Source organism: Streptomyces sp. SID13726 (genome assembly GCF_010548375.1).
In the GTDB taxonomy this organism is placed as follows: domain Bacteria; phylum Actinomycetota; class Actinomycetes; order Streptomycetales; family Streptomycetaceae; genus Streptomyces.
The window spans coordinates 317,274-339,608 of the sequence record NZ_JAAGLY010000004.1; the positions used below are offsets into that span (position 1 = coordinate 317,274).

A 22,335-nucleotide genomic window follows, 5' to 3' on the forward strand; every position below is an offset into this window, starting at 1 on the left:
TGTACGGGGACGATCACCCCGGTCTCATTTTCGCCCGATCTCCAGCCGCGCACGGGCGCCCTTGAAGAGCGCGGCGCCCTTCCGCTCCTCCGGGGTGCCCTTGGGCATCCGCACCTGGAGCTGGTACATCCGGCCGTCGTCGGTCCGTACGACGAGCTGGAGCACCCTGACCGGCCGGTCGTCCGGGTCGTAGGTGACGTCGGAGAGCGCGGCCTCGGCGCCCTGGAAGGTGGTGGCGGTGTAGCGCCCCGCGCCCCGCTCGTGCCCCTCCATGCCGATCACGGCCTCCTTCGCCTCGGCCAGCGGAGCGGCGGGCGCCCGGTCCCACTCGGCGAACTGCACGGCGACGACCTCGTCGACCTCGTCGTGGTAGACGCTCAGCCGGGAGGCGTCCCCGGCCTCACCCACCTGGTAGAGCTGCCGGTACTGCCGGGGCAGATAGAGGACCGCCCCCACCGCCCCCTCCCGATGCGCGACCCACTCACCGGCCCCGTCCGCGAAGGAGGTCCCGAGCCATATGCCTCCGGCGAGCAGGATCCCGAGGGGGCCGACGGCGAGTCTGAGGAGGGTGCGGCGGCGGGAAGGGGTGGTGGGGGCGGGTGCGGCGAGGGAGGCGGGTGCGGGATCTTCGCGTGCTTCTTCCGGTACGGCGATGGAGGGCGACTTTTCCGGTACGTCGATGGAGGGCGACTTGTCCGGTACGACGGTGGCGTGCGCCTTCGCCGGTACGACGGTGGCGTGCACCATCTCCGGTACGGCTACGGCACTCTCGGCGCCGTCGGCCGGGGACTCGCCCCCGGCATCCCGCGCCAACTCCCCCAGAACCCTGGCGACTTCCCCCGCCTCGGGCCGCTCGTCCGGCTCCGGGGCCAGCAGCCCGGCGATCAACTCCCGCAGCGGTCCGCCGTGTTGGGGCGCCGGCGATGCCGTACGGCTGGAAGGCGGCCGTCCGTCGACGGCGGTGTACAGGAGCGCGCCCAGGGACCACAGGTCGGACGCGGGGCCGGCGTGGGTGCCGGAGACGCGCTCGGGGGCGACGTACTCCCCGCCCGCGGTGGGGGGTTCCTCGCCCTGGACGTGGTCGATACCGAAGTCGGTGAGGACGACCCGGCCGGTGCCGGACTCGACGAGCACATTGGCCGGCTTCACGTCACGGTGCACGATCCCGACGGAGTGAGCGGCACGCAGGGCACCGAGGACGGCGAGGCCGATGCGGGCGGCCTCGGCGGACCCGAGCGGTCCCCGTCGTACCGTCTCGTCCAGCGACTCGCCCCGGACCAACTCCATGACGATCCAGGGCAGTCCGCCCTCCCCGTCCTGTTCCTCGACCACCACGTCATGGACGGTCACGGCGGAGGGATGCTCGACCCGGGCGGCGGCGCGGGCCTCCCGCTGGAGCCGGTGCACCGCCCGCCGGTGCCCCTCGTCCTCCGGCTCACCGGGCAACCTCGGTTGCTTGACGGCGACTTCACGCCCGGCGAGCTCGTCCCGGGCCCGCCACACGGTCCCTGCGCCGCCGGAGCCGATGCGCTCGACGAGGCGGTAACGCCCGCCGAGCAGCACGCCGTTGGGATCCTCGGGACCCCCGTCGTTGCTCATGCCCCATCAGTACCGCGCGACACGCCTCGTTGTCGACGCGGGTCCCGGCCGGGTCAGATGTCGCTCCCGCCCGCGTCCAGGAAGCCGAGTGGTGTACGGCTGACCGCACCTGCCGGCGGAGAGACGGACATGCGCGGCCGGCGCGGCGGCGCCCGCGGTCCCGGTACGTGTGTCCACATGTGCTGCCGACCGGCCCTCAGAGCTTGTCGACGCCGAGGTTCGCGAGCGCCGTCCGAGCCACCTCACGCCCCCGCTCGGTGAAGTCGCCCTTGCCGGGATAGCTGACCGTGAACTTGTACATGTCCCCGGCGGCGGTCCGGTAGTAGAGGATCTGGAGTTCGCGCGGGCGGGGATGCTGGCTGTCGGTGGTGATGTAGGTGACGGTGTTCCGGGCGGCCTTGTGGCCCTGGTACGTCGTCTCCTCGGGCCGGGTCTTCGCACCCTCGGGCATGCCGAGGTCGTAGTCGCCGCTCTCTTTGAAGCCGCTGTCGTCGTCGTACATCTCGGCGGCGGCGGAGCCCGCGATGTTGCTGCCGGTGTCCTCGGCCTTGCGGTCGAGGCTCAGGCCGATCCAGATGCTGCCGCTGTAGTCGGTGTACGTGATCCAGTGCTTCTTGTCCGTCTCCCGGTCGGGCGTGGCCGGCTGGTAGTCCTTCGGCACGGCCAGCGTCGCGGCGACGTCCTTGGTGTGCTTCTTGGCCCAGCTGTCCGGCAGCGGTCCCGCGAACGGGTCCGCGATCACCAGATACGCCACCGCCGCGGCCGCGACGACCGCCGCGCCGAGCCCCAGCCACGCCTTGCGGCCCAGCCGGAGGCCGCGCGCCGGGACCTCCACGGTCCGCACGATCTCCTTGGGCTCGGGGGCGGGCGGCTGGGCGGTGGCCTCCAGGAGCGCCCTGACCCGGGCGGCGTTCGGGCGGTGCGCCGGATCCTTCTGGAGGAGGCCGTTGATGGCCTCGGCGAGCGGGCCGTGTGCGGCGGCGGGTGGCGCGGGCATGGCGTTGAGGACGGACTGGAGGGTCGCGGGGGTGTTGCTGCGGCGGAACGGCGAGACGCCCTCCGTGGCCGCGTACAGGACCACGCCGAGCGACCACAGGTCGGAGGCCGGTCCCGGGCGCTGGCCCAGGACCCGCTCGGGCGCGATGAACTCGGGCGAACCGACGAAGCCGCCGGTGTCGGTCAGACTGGTCTCGCCCTCGATCTGGGCGATGCCGAAGTCGGTGAGCACGACCCGGTCGTGGCTGCCGAGCATGACGTTGTCCGGTTTCACATCCCTGTGCAGGATGCCCGCCGCGTGCGCGGCCTCCAGCGCGCCGAGCACGTCGAGGCCGATTCTCGCCGCTTCCCGCGCCCCGAGGGTGCCCTCCTGCAACGCGTCGCCCAGCGAACGGCCCCGCACCAGCTCCATCACGATCCACGGCCGGCCGTCCACGACCGCCACGTCATGCACGTTCACGACATTGGGGTGGTCGAGCCGGGCGGCGGCACGGGCCTCGCGACGCATTCGCTCGAAGGCGTTCCCCTGTTCGCGCTCGGGAAGGTGCTCCGGGACGCGGGGCTCCTTGACGGCGACCTCGCGGTCCACCGTCTCGTCCTTGGCCCGCCACACCGTACCCATGCCACCGTGCCCGAGCTTGGCGAGCAGACGGTAGCGCCCCGCGATCAGCCGGCCGACACCCGGCTCGGGCTGAGGGGGTCTGGGAGGTTGCAGAACATAACTCGTCGTCTCGTCGGACTCGTGGCCGACTCCCCCGCTGCTGCTCATGGGTTCATCCATATCGCGCCGGACGCTCGCACATCCAGAGGGGACGCATTCCGGTCACACACCCGTGACGTATCCCTACGACTCCCTACGTCGCCGTGAAGGTGTCGACCGCCACGTCGAAGTGCTCCTTCGCCTCCCGCACCTTCCCGACCGGCGCCGACACCCACACGTCGTAGAGCCGCCCGTCGGCCTCCCAGCACAGGTCGTAGGTGTGCCGGGCGCCCTCGGCCGCGCTGAAGCCGTCCCAGGTGAACTCCCAGAGGGCGGCGGGGTGTCCGCGGTGCGCGGTCGAGGTGACCCGTCCGTCGCGGTAACCGGGGTTGACGGCGGGCCCCTTGGCGGCCGCCCGCCTCATCACGCCCAGCGGGCCGCCGGGTTCGGGCTCGACGACCCTGACCCCGATCCTGAAGGTCTCCCCGGGCGACACATAGAAGACCCGCTCCCCCTGCGGCTCCCGGCCGAACCCCTCCGGCACGGCGAGCGCGAACCCGGCGGGGTCCTCGGCGACGCGGTACCCGGAGGGGGCGATGGGGAGGGCCGCGGTGGGCGTGGAACCGGCGGTCGGGGTCCCGGGCACGGAACCGGTGGTCGGCGTTCCGGGCGCGGACCCGGCAGTCGGCGTCCCGGACGTGGAACCGGCGGTCGGTGTCCCCGGCGCCGAACTCCCCGGCCCCGTACGCCCGTTCCCGTCCCCGCCCCGGTCCGCCAGCAGTGCCGCCGACACCCCCGCCCCCGCCAGCGCGGCGACCAGCAGTGCCGCCAGGAGCGCGCCCCGCCGCGACCCCGCCAGGGCCGCCCGCACCCCGCGGACCGACCGCGACGGCGCCGGGGACGGCCGTGGCGGCTGATCCCGCTCGGGCGCGGACCGTCGTAGCGGATGATCCCGCAGAACCGCGGGCCGCCGTAGCGGAAGGTCCCGCTGGGTCGGTGTGTACGACCGCTCGGGCGCCCGGCGCGGCGGTGTGCGGCCCGTGTCCAGGAAGGCCCGCAGCATCCGCTCGGCCTCCACCGCGTCCAGCCGGCGCCCGGGGTCGCGCTCCAGCAGCCCCCGTACGACGGGGAGGAGGGGCGCGGCCTGGGCGGGCGGCCGGATCTCGTCGATGACGACGGCGTGCAGGATGCCGCCCAACGAGTCGCGCCTGAAGGGGGATTCGCCGCTGAGGGCGGTGCACAGCAGCGCGCCCAGGGACCACAGGTCGGCCTCCGGACCGGTCCTGACGCCGGACATCCGCTCGGGCGCGGTGTACTCGGGTGAGCCGACGAACGACCCGGTCTCGGTGAGGGTGGTGGCGCCCGCGACCTGCGCGATGCCGAAGTCGGTGAGCACGACCCGGCCGGTGCCTGACTCGACGAGCACGTTGGCGGGCTTGATGTCCCGGTGCAGCACCCCGCCCTCGTGCGCCGCCCGCAGCGCGCTCAGCAGGTCGGCGCCGATCCGCGCGGCCTCGGCCGCGTCGACCGGACCGTGCGCGGCGATACGGTCGGCGAGCGAGCCGCCGTCGATCAACTCCATGACGATGTACGGCCGTTCGTCCTGCTCGACGACGTCGTGGACCACGATGACGTGCGGGTGGCGCAACTGGGCCACCGCACTGGCCTCGCGCAGGGTGCGGTCGCGCTGGAGCCGGGCGTCGGCCTCGGAGAGGGTCTCGTCCTGGGGCAGTTCCTTCACCGCCACCCGCCGGCCGAGGAGTTGGTCGGTGGCCCGCCACACCACGCCCATGCCGCCGCGCCCGATCCTCGCCTCCAGGCGGTAACGGCCCGCGATCACACGGAAGGTGCCTCCCTCGGTCCCCATGCGCCCCATCATGCCGCAGCGGACGGATCCGCTCCGGGGCGGCGACCGGCCAACTCCGTCAGCCGGTCGGCTCGTTCCAGCCCTGGAGCACCGCGGTGAACTGCTTGCTCGTGGTCGCCCAGCTCGACGCGGGCGACGACATGTAGATCGCGTACTCGACGCCGTCCCGGGACATGTACGTCTCCTCGACGGCCCGGCGCGGCCCCGGGAACTCCGTGTCCTTCGCGAGCGCGGTCCAGGTGTACTCCCAGCGGGCGCCCGGACGGTCCCGGTAGGTGTTCTCCACCAGGCTCACGCGCTTGTAGTCCCTGAGCCGCTGGAGCTGCTGCTCCAGGTCGAGCTGATGGGCGTAGGGGTCGTTGAAGTCCGGCGAGGTGTCGACGGCGATCCGCACGAAGTGCTTGCCCTTGTCCGGCGAGTAGTCGATCTGGGTCAGCCCGTCGGCGGGCTTGCCGAACACGCTCCGCTTCCAGCCCTTGGGCAGCGAGACGCTGAAGCCCACGGGATCGTCGTACCGGACCCAGCTCCCCTCGTCCGAGGTCGCCGTGGGGGCCGGCGACGCGCCGCCCTTGTCCCGCCCCTGGTCCCAGGTCTGGAGCGCGACCGCCGTCCCGGCGCCGACGATCGCGGCGAGCGCCACGACGAGCGCGACGGAACGCAGCCGACGCCGCTTGCGCGGCACCGCGGGGGCCACCGGACCGGTGCCGGTGTGATGCGGCGGCCCGACGGTCGTGGCGGCGGTCGGCTGGTACGGCGATCCGGGGCCCGAGTGGTACGTCGGGCCTGAGCCGGAGGAGTACGTGGGACCCGAGCCCGAGGAGTACGACGGTCCTGAGCCCGAGGAGTACGTCGGTCCCGTGGCCGAAGGGTACGAGGACCCGCTGACCGGGGTGCCTGTGGCCGACATACCCGTGGGCGATGCACCCGTGGGCGGTGTGCCTGTTGGCGATGTGCCTGTTGGCGGTGTGCTGAGCCCACTGTGGGATCCGCTGGAGGCCCACGGCTCATGGTGTGGACCCACATGTTGCGTCTGCACATAAGCCTGTGCCGCGCTGGGCCGACGTCCCTCCGCCGCCTCGGCGAGCATCTGCTCGGCCTCGGCCGCGTCCGGGCGGGCCGCCGGGTCCTTGTGCAGCAGGGCGGCGATGACGGGTCCGAGCGGACCGGCGTTGCGCGGCTCCGCGGGCTCCTCGTCGACGACGGCCTGCATGGTGGTCAGCGGGGTCGTACGGCGGAACGGCGACCTGCCCTCGACCGCCGTGTACAGCGTGGCGCCCAGCGCCCACAGGTCGGCGGACGGGCCGGGGTCGGCGCCGCGCACCCGCTCGGGGGCGAGGTAGTCGACCGAGCCGACGACCTCTCCGGTGCGGGTGATGGTGGTGTCGCCCTCGATCTGGGCGATGCCGAAGTCGGTGAGCAGGACCCGGCCGTCCTGGCCGAGCAGGACGTTGCCCGGTTTCACATCCCTGTGCAGGACGCCCGCGGAGTGCGCGGCGCGCAGGGCCCGCAGCACCCACATCCCGATCCGGGCCGCCTCCCGCGCCTCGACCCGGCCGTCCGCCTTGACCGCGTCGGCCAGCGAACGGCCCTCGACCAGCTCCATCACGATCCACGGCCGGCCGTCGTGGTCGAGCACGTCGTGCACGGTGACGACGGCCGAGTGGTTGATCCGGGCCGCCGCGCGCGCCTCGGCACGGGTGCGGGCGAGCAGCACGCCCTGGTCGCTCTCGGAGACATAGAGCGCGGCGGTCAACTCCTTGATCGCCACGGCCCGGTGCAGCACCTCGTCGTGGGCACGCCAGACCCGGCCCATGCCACCGTTGCCTATCGGGTCGGCCAGCCGATAGCGCCCCGCGAGGAGCAGGCCCTGCATCTGATTCACGTTGCCCCGCAATGCTCTTGACGCAGTCAGACTAAGGACCGGCCCGCGCCGAGGGGAACCAGGGGGGCGTCAAGGAGACCGCACTGTGACGGTTGTCGCTTCCGCGAAGCGTCAGTGAACCCATGGCTCCCGAACGGCGTCCGTCAGCCGGTCACCTGGTAAGTGGCCGATGCCTGCTCGTACAGCCGGGTCACCTCGTCGCGTTCGGCTTCCGGACCGCGCACCTGCACCACGTGGTACTTCCCGCCGATCAGGATCGCGAGGTTGCGCACATACAGCTCGCGCCCCTCGGAGTCGGTCCAGGTGAACTGTCCCTCGGCCATCGCCCGGGTGCCCACCTGGATCGACTTCAGCCCGGTGGCGGTGGCCCAGCTGGAGTCCCGGTAGGGCTGGAGCTCGGGCTCCTTCTCGCGCTGGTAGACCATCGGATCGCTGCCGTCGACGGCCGCGGTGTCCCGCCCGGGTACGACGATCAGCTCGAAACTGCCCTGCGCGTACACGACCTGGCCCTGGCCGTTCCTCGGGGTGCGGTCCCAGCCCTTCGCCACGGCGACCTTGAAGCCCTCGGCGTCCGTGCGCAGGGTGAAGCCGTCGGCGACCTCGGGCCCGGCGGTCTGGGTCTCGGCGGCGCCGCTGGAGGACCTGGACGGCTCGGGGGTGGTCTGCTCGGGGCGCGGCTCGCTGCCGCCGGCCTCGCCGCTCGGCTCCGGGCTCTGCGCCGGACCTGCCTGGCTGGTGGAACCGGTCTCCTTCGCGGAGCCCTTGTCGTCGGCGTCCGACTTCGGCATGAAGTACATGGCGTACGCGATCGCCGCGGCCATCATCAGCAGGACGAGCAGCAGCAGGGTGCGGCCCAGGCGGCGGGGTGAGGGGGCGGCCTCCTCCCGGGCGCGCTTGTGCCGTCCGTGCGCACTGGTCGCGGGCAGCCCGGCGCGCCGTCTGCGCACCAGCTCGCCGCGGCGCCGGATGATCGGCAGCCGGCTCGCGTCGACCGGCGGCGCGGCGACGACATGCGCACCGGCCTCCGGCTCCGGCGCGGACCGCACCAGCGACCGCAGCCAGCCCCGCAGCTCCTCGAACTCCAGCCGCTCGGTCGGGTCCTGCCGCAGCAACGACTCCACGACCGGCCGCAGCGGCCCGCACTCCTCCGCGAACGCGGGCGGCTCGGCACACACCAGCTGCACCAGCTCGGCGGTCGACTCCTCGGGATACGGCGCGTGCCCCTGCACGGCCCGGAACAGCAGGGCCCCGAGCGCCCACAGATCGGTGGCCGGCCCGATCGGCGCGGCCAGCTGCCAGTTCTCGTGCACCGGCCCGGCCTGCTCCGGCGCCCACCGCTCGGTGACGGGCCCCACCACGGCCATCCGAGCCTGCCGGGCCCGCTCGGCGGCGAGCGCGGTGGCGGGCCCACGACGAGCGGGCACCGGCCCGGCGGGGGCGAGCTCGTCCCACCGGGTGGGAGCACCCGAAGCCCTCCCGCCGTCGGAACCCTGACCGAGCGACGGCACGGGCCCACCGGGCGCCCTGTGCGCGTCCGGGGCCCCACCGAATCCACGACCGTCCGTACCGGCCCCCTGCCCGAGGGACGGCACGGTCCCACCGGGCGCCCTGGGCGCGTCCGGGACCCCGGCATAACCCACCGCGTCCTGCCCGGCGCCCGGCGCCTGTCCGAGGGGCGGCACGGGCACGCCCGGTGCCCCGCCGAACCCGGGGCCCGCGAGGCGCCCGTCACCCGCGCCGCCGCGATCCGCCGAGGGCGGCAACGCCGTACGCCCCTGCTCGGCCTGGCCCAGATCCGCCACCCCGGCCCGCGGCGCGGCACCGTGCCAGGAGGTCGGCCGCACTCCGTAGGGGTCGGCTATCTGACCCGGCGGCACGGCACCGGGTACGTGCTCGACGCCGTTCGCCCCCGCCGGATAGGGCGGCTGCGCCACACCGTTGCCCGCCGGATACGGCGACTGCGCCACGCCCTTCGCCGGTGGGAAGGGCGATTCCGTCGCGCCGTTCACCGAGGGGAAGGGTGCCGTCGCCCCGTTCGCCTGTACGGCCGGGTCGTCGCCGTAGGTGCGCGCGGCGGGGTCGTTCTCCGGGGCCGGGCGGGCTCCGGGGAGGGCCGCTCGGCCGTTCTGCGCCTCCTGGACCCGGGCCGCGGCCCGCGCGCCCGCGCGATACGCGGCGATGGCCCCTGCCCGCGCCGCGCGGATGTCCGTACCGCCGTCGGCCTCCCGCCGGACGAGCGCGCCGGAGGGGGCGGCCGCCCCGTTCCCCGTCTCCACCCCGGCGCTGGGCAGCCCACGGGCCTCCCGAGCCTCGATGGCGGCCCGCCGGGCGGCCTCGGGATCCTCCGCCCCGAATCCGGCCGCACCACCTGCTCCGGCCCCGACAGCCGTGGGTCCACCGGCACCACCGGGTCCACCGTCATCCGACCCGGCGCCGAACTCCCCGCCCTCAGAGCCCCATTCGCCCGCCTCCACCGGCACCGGGTCGTAACCGCACAGTGCCTCCTCGGCCGCGCCCACCGCGAGGCCGGTCAGCATCACCCGGCCGTCGTCGCAGACGAGCACCGTCCGAGCGGTGATGTTGCGGTGCACCCAGCCATGCGCGTGCAGCACCCGCAGCGCCGTGAGGACGTCGGAGGCGACCTCGGCCGCCCGGTACGGCGTCAGCGGCTTCTCCGCGAGCAGCGCCGCCAGTGGCCGCGCGGCCACCAACTCGCTGACGACCCACAGCGAACCGCCCTCGGCGAACACGTCGAAGACCTGGTCGAGCCGGGGGTGGTCGGGAATACGAGCGGCGGCCTGAGCGGCCTCGACGGCCCGTCGCACGGCCGGTTCCGTGGGCCGACGGGCGCCGTTCCGTCCCGAACTCCGGCGCGCGCCCTGGGGGTTCCGGGCCGTGAACCCGTCCGGCAGCCCCTCCGCGTCGAGCACCTCCGCCTCGACGACCTCGGGCAACGGAACCTGCCTGACCAGGACTTCCTGCCCGCTGTAGGTGTCGAAGGCGCGGGTCTCCTTCAGTTCGTACTCGTCGGACGGAGGCAGCGGCAGGCGGTAGCGGTCGGCGAGTACCCGACCCGCATAGTCGTCCACGTTGCCTCCCTCGGCCGCCCGGTCGGTCAATTCCGTTCGCCTCACGGCCCGTTCCGTACCCGCACCTGGATGCGGACGGTCCGCAAACACTCACGATACGTGCCGGAGGCAACCCGCAAAGAGGGGATTCCAGATCTCACGGCCCAAACACAGGACCGCTCACCGAACCGCCCGTCACGACTTCGGTTCGAAGGTACGAGCGAGCGTCTGCCATGTGTCCTCGCGCAGCTCACTGCCCCAGTTCGCGGCTTTCGCCGTGTACATCAACGCATATCCGAGTTGGTCGCCGACGACGAATCCCCGGTCGATCGTCCGGTACTTCGTCCCGCTCTCCACATAGGTGAACTCCCAGTCGGCCGTGTTCCAGCCGCGGTAGCTCACCTTCTCTATTCGGATCTTCTGGTACTGGGAACGCTGCATTCCGCGCTCCTGGTTCCTCCAGTCCGCCACCGGGTCGCCCTTCGGCTCGGACGTCCAGGCCACGAGCAGCCGCTGCCCGTCGGGCCCGGTGAACCGGTCGCCCGCCGAACTGCTGGTCTGGAACTTCCAGCCCTTCGGCAGCCCGATGGAGTACCCCTGGCCCCCCTTGTACGTCGAGGCCACCGCGCTGTCGCCGGAGGAACCGCCCGAACCGGAGGAACCCTCCGAACTCTCGCCGCTCTCCTGGGCACTCGGCGTGTTCTCCGCGGCCCCCGACCCCGTCTCCGCCGAGGCGGACCCGGTCGCGGCCCCGTCGGTCCGGGTGCCGCCGCTCTCGTCCTCCTTGGTGTCGGCACTGGAGCTCGCGCCCGCCGTCACCTTGGTGCCACCGCCCTTCGCCCCGTCGGTGTCGTCGTCCCCGCCGAGCGTGAGGGCCAGCACGGTCCCGATGACCGCGAGCACCACGACCACCGCGATGATCACCAGCGTCCGCCGCGGCACCACGTCGGTCAACGGCGCCCTCGGCACCGGCCTCGGCGCCATGTCCGGCGGCGGCGTCATCACGGGCCACCCCGAACTCCGGCCGCCCGCAACCGCGTCGGACTGCCGCGTCTGCCCGTCCCGGACACCGGCGTCCCCACCCGAGCCCGAGGCCGACGCACTCGCCGCGCCCTTGCCCGGAGAGGCCGGAGCCGCCTTGGGAGCCGGTACGGCCTTGGCGGCAGGCGCGGCCGGGGCACCCGAGGCACCCGGGGCCGCCTTGGGAGCCGACGCCGAGGAGGACGGCGCAGCGGACGGCGAACTCGGCGCAGCCGAAGAAGCTGACGCGGACGAAGAGGCAGGCGCCGACGAGGAGGCCGGAGCGGCGGACGCACCCCGGGAGGCCTTCGCCACCGGAGCCGCCTCGGAGGCCTGCGCGGGCACCTTCCCGGCACCCGAACCCGCCGCACCGCCCCCGGACTTGGCCCGGGCCGCAGCACCCGCCGAGGTCGCCGCCGCACCGGCCGCCTTGCGCACGGAACGCAGCGCCCCGCGCAGCCCCTCACCCTCACCACGCTTGCCACCGGACCCGCCGTCACGCTCCTCCGGCTGGGCCGGCAACGGCACCACCCGGGTCGCGTCCGGCGCCGGCTCCGGCTCGGCCTCCTTCGGCTCGGGCGCGTGGATCACCGCGCTGAGCATGGCCCGGGCACCGGCGTCGTCGAGCCGCAGGGCGGGGTCCTTGGTGAGCAGGCCGTAGATGACGTCCTTCAACGGCCCCGCGTTCTTCGGCTCCTCCAGCGACTCGGTCATCACCGCCGTGAGGGTCGCGATCGCGGACCCCTTGTCGTATGGAGGGGCGCCCTCGACCGCCGCGTACAGCAGCCCGCCGAGCGACCAGAGGTCCGCCGCGGGACCCGGCTTGTGCCCGCGGGCCCGCTCCGGGGAGATGTAGGAGGGGGCGCCGACGAGCATGCCGGTGGAGGTGATGGACGGGTCGCCCTCGACCTGGGCGATGCCGAAGTCGGTGAGCACGACCCGGCCGTCCTCGGAGATCAGCACGTTGGACGGCTTCACGTCCCGGTGCAGGATGCCCTCGCGGTGCGCGGACCTGAGCACGTCGAGTATCGCGAGGCCCACCTCCGCGGCGCGCTTCGGCTCCAGCAGGCCGTCCTCGCGGATGACCTCGGCGAGCGACTTGCCCTCGACGAGCTCCATCACGATCCACGGCCGGTCGTCCTCGTCGACCACGTCGAACACGGTGACCGCGCTGTTGTTGCGGATCCGCGCGATCGCCTTGGCCTCACGCAGGGTGCGCGTGATCAGCCGGCGCTTCTCGTCCTCGTCGATGCTGGACGGGAACCGCAGTTCCTTGACGGCCACCGTCCTGCCCAGGGTCTCGTCCTCGGCGCGCCACACCGTGCCCATGCCTCCGCGGCCGAGCACTCCTCCCAGCCGGTACCGCCCGGCGAGGAGACGCTCGCTCTCGTTCTGCCGGGATGCTCCCGCCCGCTCCGCGTCCGACATGCGTCCCCTCATGAACCCGCCCTGACAGAGCCTCCATTGTCCCTCACCCGACAAGTGCCCGACGCCCAGGGTGCCCCTGACTCCGCCTCCCCCACGGCACGCCCCCACCGACATCGACACAACACCCCCGCCCGACCCACACCACCCCCGCCCACACACCTCCCACCGACCCACGCCGCACCTCAACTCACAGCTCCAGCCGACCCACGACACCCCTCACCCCACACTCCCCGGCCCGCCCAAACCCCCACCCCCGCAACCCGGCATGATGACCCCGACAAGGAAGGACCCCGATGCCACCGTTGAGGACCCTCCTGGCCCTCCCCGTGTCCCTCGCGCTGCTCGCCCTGGCCCCCGTCACCTCCACCACACACGGCACCCCGCCCGCGGACGCCCTCCTCCCCCACCTGGTCACTCAGGGCGAGGCCCCCGCCGCCGCGCTGCTCGCCCGGGAGGAGACCGGTGAGCAGACCGGTGAGGAGACCGGCGCGCGTTACGCCGAGGCGGGCCCGGGAATCGCCCGCGCCGACCACTTCCGCGCCGGCAGCATCACCAAGACGTTCATCGCGACCGTCGTCCTCCAACTGGCCGCCGAACACCGGCTGAAGCTGTCGGACACCGTGGAGCGGCACCTGCCCGGTCTGGTGCGTGGAGCGGGCGGCGACGGCCGCGCGCTGACCCTGCGCGCCCTGCTCACCCACACCAGCGGTCTGCCCGACTTCACCGCGGACACCCGGGGCCTGGTTCCCCTCACCCCCGTTCAAGCCGTCCGTATCGCCCTCACCCACCCTCCGGCCGACCCCGGCCGCTACTCCTACTCCAACACCAACTACGTCGTACTCGGCATGGTGATCCAGCAGGTCACCGGTCACTCCTACGCCACCGAGGCCGAGCGTCGGATCATCGCTCCCCTGCGCCTGACGGGCACCTCCTTCCCTGGCTCGCGCACCTCTCTCCCCGCCCCGCACGGCCGCACCTACTCCGCCGACGGAACCGACGTCACCGCGCTCGACCCACGGGTGGCCGGAGCCGCGGGCGAGCTGGTGACCACGCTCGCCGACCTGGACCGCTTCTACGCGGCGCTGCTCGGCGGGCGGCTGCTGTCCTCGCGCTGGCTGCGCGAGATGACGGACACCCGCACCGCACACGGCCTGTACGGCATGGGGCTGTTCCCGGTGAAGCTGCCGTGCGGCACGACGGTGTGGGGGCACAACGGCCGCATCACCGGCAGCTACGTGCGCACCGCAGCCACGGTCGGCGGCCGTCGCGTCCTCACCTTCCGCGTGAACACGACGGACATCGCAGACCCCGACCTCGAACCGGCCCTGCTCGCCGCCGAGTTCTGCCCCCGCACCTCGTAGAACGACCGGGCCCCGAACGAAGATCCCACCTCACAACACTCGTTCGAGTGACGCTGACCGACCCCGCCACTGCCCGACCCCGACGCCGGCGCATCCCAACCGACGCCGACGCCGACACCGACCAACGCCAACCCCGACCTACAACGGCACGATGTCCGGCGCCCCCAACCGCGCCGCATCCGCCGTCAGATCATCCGGCTGCCGCTGCGACTCCCGCTCCGCCTCCACCCGCTTCTCGTAGTGCTGGACCTCGCGCTCGATCTGGTCCTTGTCCCAGCCCAGCACCGGCGCCATCAGCTCGGCGGCCTCGCGGGCGGACCGCACGCCCCGGTCGAAGGTCTCGATGGAGATGCGGGTGCGCCGGGTCAGCACGTCGTCCAGGTGCCGCGCGCCCTCGTGCGAGGCGGCGTACACGATCTCGGCGCGCAGATAGTCGTCGGCGGCCGGCATCGGTTCGCCCAACGACGCGTCGGAGGCGATGAGTTCGAGGACCTCCTCCGCAAGGGCGCCGTACCGATTCAGCAGGTGCTCGACCCGGACGACATGGAGCCCGGTGCGGGCCGCGATGCGCGCCCGCGCGTTCCACAGCGCCCGGTACCCCTCGGCGCCGAGCAGCGGCACGTCCTCGGTGACGCACTCGGCGACCCGTACGTCGAGCGCGTGGACGGCCTCGTCGACGGCGTCCTTGGCCATGACCCGGTACGTCGTGTACTTGCCGCCCGCCACGACGACCAGCCCCGGCACCGGATGCGCCACGGTGTGCTCGCGGGACAGCTTGCTGGTGGCGTCCGACTCCCCGGCGAGCAGCGGCCGTAGACCCGCGTACACGCCCTGCACGTCGTCCCGGGTCAGCGGCACCGCGAGCACCGAGTTGACGTGTTCCAGCAGGTAGTCGATGTCGGCGCTGGAGGCGGCCGGGTGGGCCTTGTCGAGGTCCCAGTCGGTGTCGGTGGTGCCGATGATCCAGTGCCGACCCCAGGGGATGACGAACAGCACGGACTTCTCGGTGCGCAGGATCAGCCCGGTCGAGGAGTTGATGCGGTCCTTGGGCACGACGAGGTGGATGCCCTTGGAGGCGCGGACGTGGAACTGCCCGCGCTCGCCGACCATCGCCTGGGTGTCGTCGGTCCACACGCCGGTCGCGTTGACGACCTGCTTGGCGCGGATCTCGTACTCCCCGCCCGCCTCGACGTCCTGCACGCGCGCCCCGACCACCCGCTCGCCCTCGCGCAGGAACCCGGTCACGCGCGCGCGGTTGGCGGTCTTGGCGCCGTAGGCGGTCGCGGTGCGCACGAGGGTGGCCACGAAGCGGGCGTCGTCCATCTGGGCGTCGTAGTACTGAAGGGCCCCGACGAGCGCGTCCTTCCGCAAGGCGGGTGCCACCCGCAGGGCGTGACGGTGGCTCAGGTGCCGGTGCGTGGGCAGGCCCCGGCCGTGTCCGCGGGCCATCGACATCGCGTCGTAGAGCGCGACGCCCGAGCCGGCGTACAGGCGCTCCCAGCCCTTGTGCTGCAAGGGGTACAGGAAGGGCACGGGCTTCACGAGGTGCGGGGCGAGCCGTTCGAGCAGCAGCCCTCGCTCCTTCAACGCCTCGCGTACGAGGGCGAAGTCGAGCATCTCCAGATAGCGCAGGCCACCGTGGATCAGCTTGCTGGAGCGGCTGGAGGTGCCCGACGCCCAGTCCCGCGCCTCGACCAGGCCCACGGACAGGCCCCGGGTCACCGCGTCGAGCGCGGTGCCCGCACCGACCACGCCGGCGCCCACCACCAGCACGTCCAGTTCACGCTCGGCCATCGCCGCGAGCGACTCGGCTCGCTGCGCCGGTCCCAGTGTCGCTGTCCTCACCACTGCCTCCCGCTGTCGGTCACGCCGGTCTCACACGCGTCCCGCCCCTGCCCAAAGTCTGACCGGCCCGCACGACTTCAGCCACCAGTCGCCCCCAGCCTGTGGACAACTTTCACTGCCGCGTACCCCGAAGGCCACACGGGATCACCGGCCCCACCCGAAGACACACGGAATCAATCCCGTATTTCGGTCATATTTACTCCTAGTCTGACATTGCGCTCGCTCGTCCAGTCCACAGGGCTTGCGCACCTGTCCCGCTTCGGCTACTGGGAAGGACGGCCCACGCCATGCCCGCAGATCTCGCCGTGATCGGCCTCGGCCCCTACGGACTGCCCCTGGCCCAGGCCGCCGTCGCCGCCGGCATCCCCACCCTCGGCTACCGCACCGGCCCCGAGGCCGGCTCCCTCAGCCCCGCAGAACTGCGCCGGATGCTCTCGGGGGGCTTCCGGACGGCCGCGGGCCCCGCCGAACTCGGCCGTGTCCGTACGGCGGTCATCTGCGCGCCGACCCCGGCGGGCCCGGACGGCGGCCTGGACCTGAGCCAGGTCGAGACCGCGGCCCGCACCCTGGCCGCGCACCTGCGCCCGCACACCACGGTCATCCTGGAGTCCCCGGTGCCCCCCGGCACCACGGAGGACGTTCTGCGCCCGATCCTCGAAGAGGGCTCACGCCTGCGCGCGGGCCGCGACTTCCACCTCGCCTACTCCCCCACGCGCGTGGACCCCGGCAACCGCGACTTCACGCCCGCCACCACCCCCAAGGTGATCGGCGGCCTCACCCCCGCGTGCACGGAGTCGGCGGCGGCCTTCTACTCGCGTCTCACCGACAAGGTGGTACGCGCGCGTGGCCCTCGCGAGGCGGAGACGGTCCAGCTCCTGGAGACCAACTTCCGGCACGTCAACATCGCCCTCGTCAATGAGATGGCGGTCCTCTGCCACGACCTCGGCGTCGACCTCTGGGACGTCATCCGCTGCGCGGAGACCAAGCCGTTCGGCTTCCAGGCGTTCCGCCCCGGCCCCGGCGTCGGCGGCCACACGATCCCCCGCGACCTGACCGCCGGAAGCCCCGGCGGCGGCCGCTCCCTGCGCATGGTCGAACTCGCCCGGCAGGTCAACGACCAGATGCCGCGTTACGTCGTCCAGCGCGCCGCAGCCCTCCTCAACGAGCACGGCAAGTCGGCCCGCGCCGCCCGCGTCCTGCTGCTCGGCGTCACCTACAAGCCCGACCTCGCCGACCAGCAGGCCACCCCCGCCCAGGAGGTCGCCGTACGCCTGATGGAACTCGGCGCCTCCGTCAGCTACCACGACCCCCACGTCCCGTCCTGGAGCGTCCTGGACCGCCCGGTCCCCCGCGCGGACTCCCTCTACGAGGCGGCGGCCGACGCGGACCTGACGATCCTGCTCCAGCAGCACCGCACGTACGACCTCCAGGGCCTGTCGGTGAAGGCCCAGCTGCTCCTGGACACGCGCGGGGCCACGCCCACGGGGGCGGCGCATCGGTTGTGAAGGGGGGCGCGTGGGTGCGGCGGGCTCCGGGGCTGGTGGCATGCGGGGCGCGGCGCGGGTACCTTACGGAGACAGGTGGGGTCGGTCGTAGCGGGTACTACGGCGGGCTCGTGGATGGATCCGGGAAGGTCCGCCCCTGGTTCTCGCAGGGACGGCCATTCACCATCACGCCAACAAGGTGGAGCCCGCCGCAGGGGCTTACTGCGACAGGCTCCTAGCTGGTTTACGGGTGTCCGCCCCTACTGTTTATAGGGGCGGCCGCTCACCAGCCAAAGATCCGCAGAACCCACCTCCTCCGGCTTTGGACCATCCGAAGACGAATCCGATCCCAGCGGGTGGGCTTGCGGTGACGGCCCATGGGCACGCCCCCTTCCATGACGCCGCCCAGTGAGCCCGGTGGGCGGTCCGTTGGAGCTCCGGGCCGGGCCCCGGGCCACCGGGTCCGGAGACGTGCTCCTTGGAAGGGGGCGCCCCAAACAGCGGGTCGCCGATCAAGGACACTACCGCCCGCTTACGCCCGTTCGGCCCACATTCGCCCCGAACGCAACCACACGCCCCCACCCCGCCGAACGCGCCCCCACCAGCTCTTTCGGGCACGCGAAAGGCCGGCCGCCCCACCCGGGACGACCGGCCCTCAAGCCGCCGTAAGCCCTGCCTACGTAAGCCCTGCCTACCGCTTGTGCTGCGAGTCCGCCACCGTCACCTCGACGCGCTGGAACTCCTTCAGCTCGCTGTACCCGGTGGTCGCCATCGCCCGCTTCAGCGCGCCGAAGAAGTTCATCGAGCCGTCGGGGATGTGCGACGGGCCGGTGAGGACCTCCTCGATGGTGCCGACCGTGCCGAGGTCGACCTTCTTGCCGCGCGGCAGCTCCTCGTTGACGGCCTCCATGCCCCAGTGGTGGCCACGGCCAGGACCGTCGGTGGCGCGAGCGAGCGGGGAGCCCATCATCACGGCGTCCGCGCCGCAGGCGATCGCCTTGGGGAGGTCGCCGGACCAGCCGACACCGCCGTCGGCGATCACGTGCACGTACCGGCCGCCGGACTCGTCCATGTAGTCGCGGCGGGCCGCGGCGACATCGGCCACGGCGGTCGCCATGGGCACCTGGATGCCCAGCACGTTGCGCGTGGTGTGGGCCGCGCCGCCGCCGAAGCCGACCAGGACGCCCGCCGCACCGGTGCGCATCAGGTGCAGGGCGGCCGTGTAGGTCGCGCAGCCGCCGACGATCACCGGGACGTCGAGCTCGTAGATGAACTGCTTCAGGTTCAGGGGCTCGTGCGAACCGGAGACGTGCTCCGCCGAGACCGTCGTACCGCGGATGACGAAGATGTCCACGCCCGCGTCCACGACGGCCTTGGAAAACTGCGCCGTGCGCTGCGGGGAGAGCGCGGCGGCGGTGACCACGCCGGAGTCGCGCACCTCCTTGATGCGCGCGCCGATCAGCTCCTCCTTGATGGGGGCGGAGTAGATCTCCTGGAGGCGCCGGGTGGCCGTCTCGGAGTCCAGGCCGACGATCTCGTCGAGCAGCGGCTGCGGGTCCTCATGCCGCGTCCACAGGCCTTCGAGGTTCAGCACGCCGAGGCCGCCGAGCTCGCCGATGCGGATCGCGGTGGCCGGGGAGACGACCGAGTCCATGGGGGCGGCCAGGAAGGGCAGCTCGAACCGGTAGGCGTCGATCTGCCAGGCGATCGAGACCTCCTTCGGGTCGCGCGTACGACGGCTGGGGACGACGGCGATGTCGTCGAAGGCGTACGCCCGGCGGCCGCGCTTGCCGCGCCCGATCTCGATCTCAGTCACGTGTGTGGCCTTTCCCTGATGCGTTGCAGCGCCTTCCAGTATCCCCGACGGGTACGACAAGGGCGGCCCCGGATGCTCCCGGAGCCGCCCTCACGCGCGCGTGGCTGTCAGTGAAGACTCACTTACGGCTGTAGTTCGGCGCCTCGACCGTCATCTGGATGTCGTGCGGGTGCGACTCCTTGAGCCCCGCCGAGGTGATCCGCACGAAGCGGCCCTTGGACTCCATCTCGTCGATGGTGGCCGCGCCCACGTAGCCCATGGTCTGGCGCAGACCGCCGACGAGTTGGTGCAGGACGCTGGAGAGCGGGCCGCGGTAGGGCACCTGGCCCTCGATGCCCTCGGGCACGAGCTTGTCGTCGGAGCCGACCTCGGCCTGGAAGTAGCGGTCCTTCGAGTACGACTTCGCCTGGCCGCGCGACTGCATGGCACCCAGCGAGCCCATGCCGCGGTACGACTTGAACTGCTTGCCGTTGATGAACTGGAGCTCGCCGGGCGACTCCTCGCAGCCGGCGAGCAGCGAGCCGAGCATCACGGTGTCGGCACCGGCGGCGAGCGCCTTGCCGATGTCGCCGGAGTACTGGAGGCCGCCGTCGCCGATCAGCGGGATGCCGGCCGGGCGGGCGGCGAGCGAGGCCTCGTAGATCGCGGTGACCTGCGGGACGCCGATGCCGGCGACGACACGGGTCGTACAGATGGAGCCCGGTCCGACGCCGACCTTGATGCCGTCGACACCGGCGTCGATGAGCGCCTGGGCGCCGTCGCGGGTGGCGACATTGCCGCCGATGACGTCGACGCCGACGCTCGACTTGATCTTCGACATCCAGCTGAGCGCGTTGCTGTTGTGGCCGTGCGAGGTGTCGACGACCAGGAAGTCCACCCCGGCCTCGGCGAGCGCCTGGGCCCGCTCCAGGGCCTCGGGGCTGGCGCCGACGGCGGCACCGACGAGCAGGCGGCCCTCGGAGTCCTTGGCGGCGTTGGGGTACTTCTCCGCCTTGACGAAGTCCTTGACGGTGATGAGGCCCTTGAGGACACCGGCCTCGTCGACCAGCGGAAGCTTCTCGATCTTGTGGCGGCGCAGCAGTTCCATGGCGTCGGTGCCGGAGATGCCGACCTGGCCGGTGACCAGCGGCATCGGCGTCATGACCTCGCGCACCTGGCGGCTGCGGTCCGACTCGAAGGCCATGTCGCGGTTGGTGACGATGCCGAGGAGCTTGCCAGCCGGGTCGGTGACCGGGACGCCGCTGATGCGGAACTTGGCGCACAGGGCGTCGGCCTCGGCGAGGGTCGCCTCGGGGTGCACGGTGATGGGGTCGGTGACCATGCCGGACTCGGACCGCTTGACCAGGTCGACCTGGTTGACCTGGTCCTCGACGGAGAGGTTGCGGTGCAGCACGCCGACGCCGCCGAGGCGGGCCATCGCGATCGCCATGCGGGACTCGGTGACCTTGTCCATGGCGGCGGACAGGAGGGGGATGTTCACCCGGACGTTGCGCGAGATGCGGGACGAGGTGTCGACCGCGTTGGGGAGCACCTCGGACGCCCCCGGCAGCAGCAGCACGTCGTCGTAGGTCAGCCCGAGCGTCGCGAATTTACCGGGCACTCCGTCGACGTTTGCAGTCATGACACCTTCCCCAAATGGCCTTGATCGGTGCGGATGTCCATGCTAACGGGAAGCAAGGGTGGCAAATTCCACGGTTCGGACCCGCTCCGGGCTTCGTATGTTCGTACGGAAGGGACGCGTCGGTCGTTCAGCCCTGGCCGTTCAGCCCTGGGACTACTGCTCCGCGAGCGCCCGCAGCCTGCTCAGCGCCCGGTGCTGGGCCACACGGACCGCACCGGGTGACATTCCCAACATCTGACCCGTCTCCTCCGCCGTCAACCCCACGGCGATGCGCAGCAGCAACAGCTCGCGCTGGTTCTCGGGGAGGTTGGCCAGCAGTTTCTTGGCCCATTCGGCGTCACTGCTGAGCAGTGCGCGCTCCTCGGGGCCGAGCGAGTCGTCCGGCCGCTCGGGCATCTCGTCCGAGGGGACGGCCGTGGAGCCGGGGTGGCGCATCGCGGCGCGCTGGAGGTCGGCGACCTTGTGCGCGGCGATGGCGAAGACGAACGCCTCGAAGGGGCGCCCGGTGTCCCGGTAGCGCGGCAGGGCGAGCAGGACGGCTACGCAGACCTCCTGCGCGAGGTCCTCCACGAAGTGCCGGGCGTCGCCCGGGAGACGGGACAGCCGGGTGCGGCAGTAGCGCAGGGCCAGCGGGTGGACATGGGCGAGCAGGTCGTGCGTGGCCTGCTCGTCGCCCTCCACCGCGCTGTGGACGAGCGCACCGATCGCCCCATGGGGATGGGCAGCCTCGTCGTCGCGCATCGGTCCATGGTGCCTTGGCGTCGTTGGATCCGTGGCATCGCGCTGGTTGTTGTGCACCGAAGCGTTATGAGCAGGTGCGCCGGAACCCATCCCCTGCGCCCTCCCCTTCCGCTCGACCGACTCGTCCCCGAGAGACTCCACATCTCAAGGATGCGGCATCGCCGCCGAAACAAGCACCCGCGCCCCAAAGGGGCGCGGGGCCGTGTCAATTTGCGGCTACCGCCGCGTGGGCTCGACCAGCCACGAACAACCCGCACACGGCAACGGCCGGCAGGACCGAACTCTCAGCGAACCAGACCCCACCGGAACCCAAGAGCGACGGCATGCGCCCGGTCGGACGCACCGAGCTTCTTGAACAACCGCCGCGCGTGCGTCTTCACGGTGTCCTCGGACAGGAACAGCTCCCGGCCGATCTCCGCGTTGGACCGACCGTGGCTCATGCCTTCGAGCACCTGGATCTCACGCGCGGTGAGCGTCGGCGCCGCGCCCATCTCGGCGGACCGCAGCCGACGCGGGGCGAGCCGCCAGGTCGGGTCGGCGAGCGCCTGCGTCACCGTGGCCCGCAACTCCGCGCGGGAGGCGTCCTTGTGCAGGTAGCCCCGCGCACCCGCGGCCACCGCGAGGGCGACCCCGTCCAGGTCCTCCGCGACGGTGAGCATGATGATGCGCGCACCGGGGTCGGCGGACAGCAGCCGGCGCACGGTCTCGACGCCGCCCAGCCCGGGCATGCGTACGTCCATCAGAATCAGGTCCGAACGGTCCGCGCCCCAGCGGCGGAGGACTTCCTCGCCGTTGGCCGCGGTCGTCACGCGCTCGACGCCGGGCACGGTCGCGACCGCGCGGCGGAGCGCCTCTCGGGCAAGCGGGGAGTCGTCGCAGACGAGGACGGATGTCATGGCCGTCCTCC

Annotated in this window: 13 protein-coding genes; 2 read left to right on the forward strand and 11 right to left on the reverse strand. The window is 72.6% G+C overall.

Going from position 1 to position 22,335, the window contains the following annotated elements; all coding sequences use genetic code 11:
- Positions 1-24: 24 nt before the first annotated feature.
- The 6 genes from G3I78_RS12675 to G3I78_RS12700 form a co-directional block, all read right to left on the reverse strand.
- Entirely contained in the window at positions 25-1,599 is a 1,575-nt protein-coding gene (locus G3I78_RS12675; RefSeq protein WP_164423629.1) for a serine/threonine-protein kinase, read from the reverse strand.
- Between the two features lie 196 nt (positions 1,600-1,795).
- The gene (locus G3I78_RS12680; RefSeq protein ID WP_164423632.1) at positions 1,796-3,364 is read right to left on the reverse strand and encodes a serine/threonine-protein kinase; all 1,569 of its coding nucleotides are present in this window, start codon (positions 3,362-3,364) and stop codon (positions 1,796-1,798) included.
- 85 nt (positions 3,365-3,449) lie between these two features.
- Complete coding sequence (locus tag G3I78_RS12685) at positions 3,450-5,162, reverse strand: serine/threonine-protein kinase (RefSeq protein ID WP_164423634.1); 1,713 nt, start codon at positions 5,160-5,162, stop codon at positions 3,450-3,452.
- Between the two features lie 58 nt (positions 5,163-5,220).
- Complete coding sequence (locus tag G3I78_RS12690) at positions 5,221-7,035, reverse strand: serine/threonine-protein kinase (RefSeq protein WP_164423636.1); 1,815 nt, start codon at positions 7,033-7,035, stop codon at positions 5,221-5,223.
- 152 nt (positions 7,036-7,187) lie between these two features.
- Entirely contained in the window at positions 7,188-10,133 is a 2,946-nt protein-coding gene (locus G3I78_RS12695; protein WP_164423638.1) for a protein kinase, read from the reverse strand.
- A gap of 174 nt (positions 10,134-10,307) precedes the next feature.
- The gene (locus G3I78_RS12700; protein WP_164424178.1) at positions 10,308-12,560 is read right to left on the reverse strand and encodes a serine/threonine-protein kinase; all 2,253 of its coding nucleotides are present in this window, start codon (positions 12,558-12,560) and stop codon (positions 10,308-10,310) included.
- Positions 12,561-12,853: 293 nt separating this feature from the next.
- Here G3I78_RS12700 and G3I78_RS12705 point away from each other — a divergent pair, with 293 nt between their 5' ends.
- Complete coding sequence (locus tag G3I78_RS12705; RefSeq protein ID WP_164423640.1) at positions 12,854-13,921, forward strand: serine hydrolase domain-containing protein; 1,068 nt, start codon at positions 12,854-12,856, stop codon at positions 13,919-13,921.
- 138 nt (positions 13,922-14,059) lie between these two features.
- Here G3I78_RS12705 and G3I78_RS12710 read toward each other — a convergent pair whose 3' ends face one another.
- Positions 14,060-15,766 carry a glycerol-3-phosphate dehydrogenase/oxidase gene (locus G3I78_RS12710; protein WP_164423642.1) on the reverse strand — a complete coding sequence of 569 codons (1,707 nt, stop codon included), beginning with the start codon at positions 15,764-15,766 and terminating at the stop codon, positions 14,060-14,062.
- 287 nt (positions 15,767-16,053) lie between these two features.
- Between G3I78_RS12710 and G3I78_RS12715 the strand changes: the two genes are divergently transcribed.
- Positions 16,054-17,271, forward strand: a complete 1,218-nt coding sequence (locus G3I78_RS12715; RefSeq protein WP_164423651.1) for a nucleotide sugar dehydrogenase — start codon at positions 16,054-16,056, stop codon at positions 17,269-17,271.
- A 670-nt stretch (positions 17,272-17,941) separates the two neighbouring features.
- Here the strand turns inward: G3I78_RS12715 and G3I78_RS12720 are convergent.
- The 4 genes from G3I78_RS12720 to G3I78_RS12735 form a co-directional block, all read right to left on the reverse strand.
- Entirely contained in the window at positions 17,942-19,066 is a 1,125-nt protein-coding gene (locus G3I78_RS12720) for a GuaB3 family IMP dehydrogenase-related protein (protein WP_020135750.1), read from the reverse strand.
- 118 nt (positions 19,067-19,184) lie between these two features.
- Entirely contained in the window at positions 19,185-20,687 is a 1,503-nt protein-coding gene (guaB, locus tag G3I78_RS12725) for an IMP dehydrogenase (protein WP_164423653.1), read from the reverse strand.
- A 153-nt stretch (positions 20,688-20,840) separates the two neighbouring features.
- Positions 20,841-21,428 (reverse strand): sigma-70 family RNA polymerase sigma factor, encoded by a 588-nt coding sequence (locus G3I78_RS12730; RefSeq protein WP_007384137.1) that lies wholly within the window; start codon positions 21,426-21,428, stop codon positions 20,841-20,843.
- Between the two features lie 284 nt (positions 21,429-21,712).
- Positions 21,713-22,324, reverse strand: a complete 612-nt coding sequence (locus G3I78_RS12735; protein WP_003948568.1) for a response regulator transcription factor — start codon at positions 22,322-22,324, stop codon at positions 21,713-21,715.
- Between the last annotated feature and the right edge of the window lie 11 nt (positions 22,325-22,335).

Excerpts from the sequence above, each read along its gene's own strand:
- G3I78_RS12675 (WP_164423629.1), bottom strand. The coding sequence starts at position 1,599 with ATGAGCAACGACGGGGGTCCCGAGGATCCCAACGGCGTGCTGCTCGGC.
- G3I78_RS12680 (WP_164423632.1), bottom strand. The coding sequence starts at position 3,364 with ATGAGCAGCAGCGGGGGAGTCGGCCACGAGTCCGACGAGACGACGAGT.
- G3I78_RS12685 (WP_164423634.1), bottom strand. The coding sequence starts at position 5,162 with ATGGGGACCGAGGGAGGCACCTTCCGTGTGATCGCGGGCCGTTACCGC.
- G3I78_RS12690 (WP_164423636.1), bottom strand. The coding sequence starts at position 7,035 with ATGCAGGGCCTGCTCCTCGCGGGGCGCTATCGGCTGGCCGACCCGATA.
- G3I78_RS12700 (WP_164424178.1), bottom strand. The coding sequence starts at position 12,560 with ATGTCGGACGCGGAGCGGGCGGGAGCATCCCGGCAGAACGAGAGCGAG.
- G3I78_RS12705 (WP_164423640.1), top strand. The coding sequence starts at position 12,854 with ATGCCACCGTTGAGGACCCTCCTGGCCCTCCCCGTGTCCCTCGCGCTG.
- G3I78_RS12715 (WP_164423651.1), top strand. The coding sequence starts at position 16,054 with ATGCCCGCAGATCTCGCCGTGATCGGCCTCGGCCCCTACGGACTGCCC.
- guaB (WP_164423653.1), bottom strand. The coding sequence starts at position 20,687 with ATGACTGCAAACGTCGACGGAGTGCCCGGTAAATTCGCGACGCTCGGG.
- G3I78_RS12730 (WP_007384137.1), bottom strand. The coding sequence starts at position 21,428 with ATGCGCGACGACGAGGCTGCCCATCCCCATGGGGCGATCGGTGCGCTC.
- G3I78_RS12735 (WP_003948568.1), bottom strand. The coding sequence starts at position 22,324 with ATGACATCCGTCCTCGTCTGCGACGACTCCCCGCTTGCCCGAGAGGCG.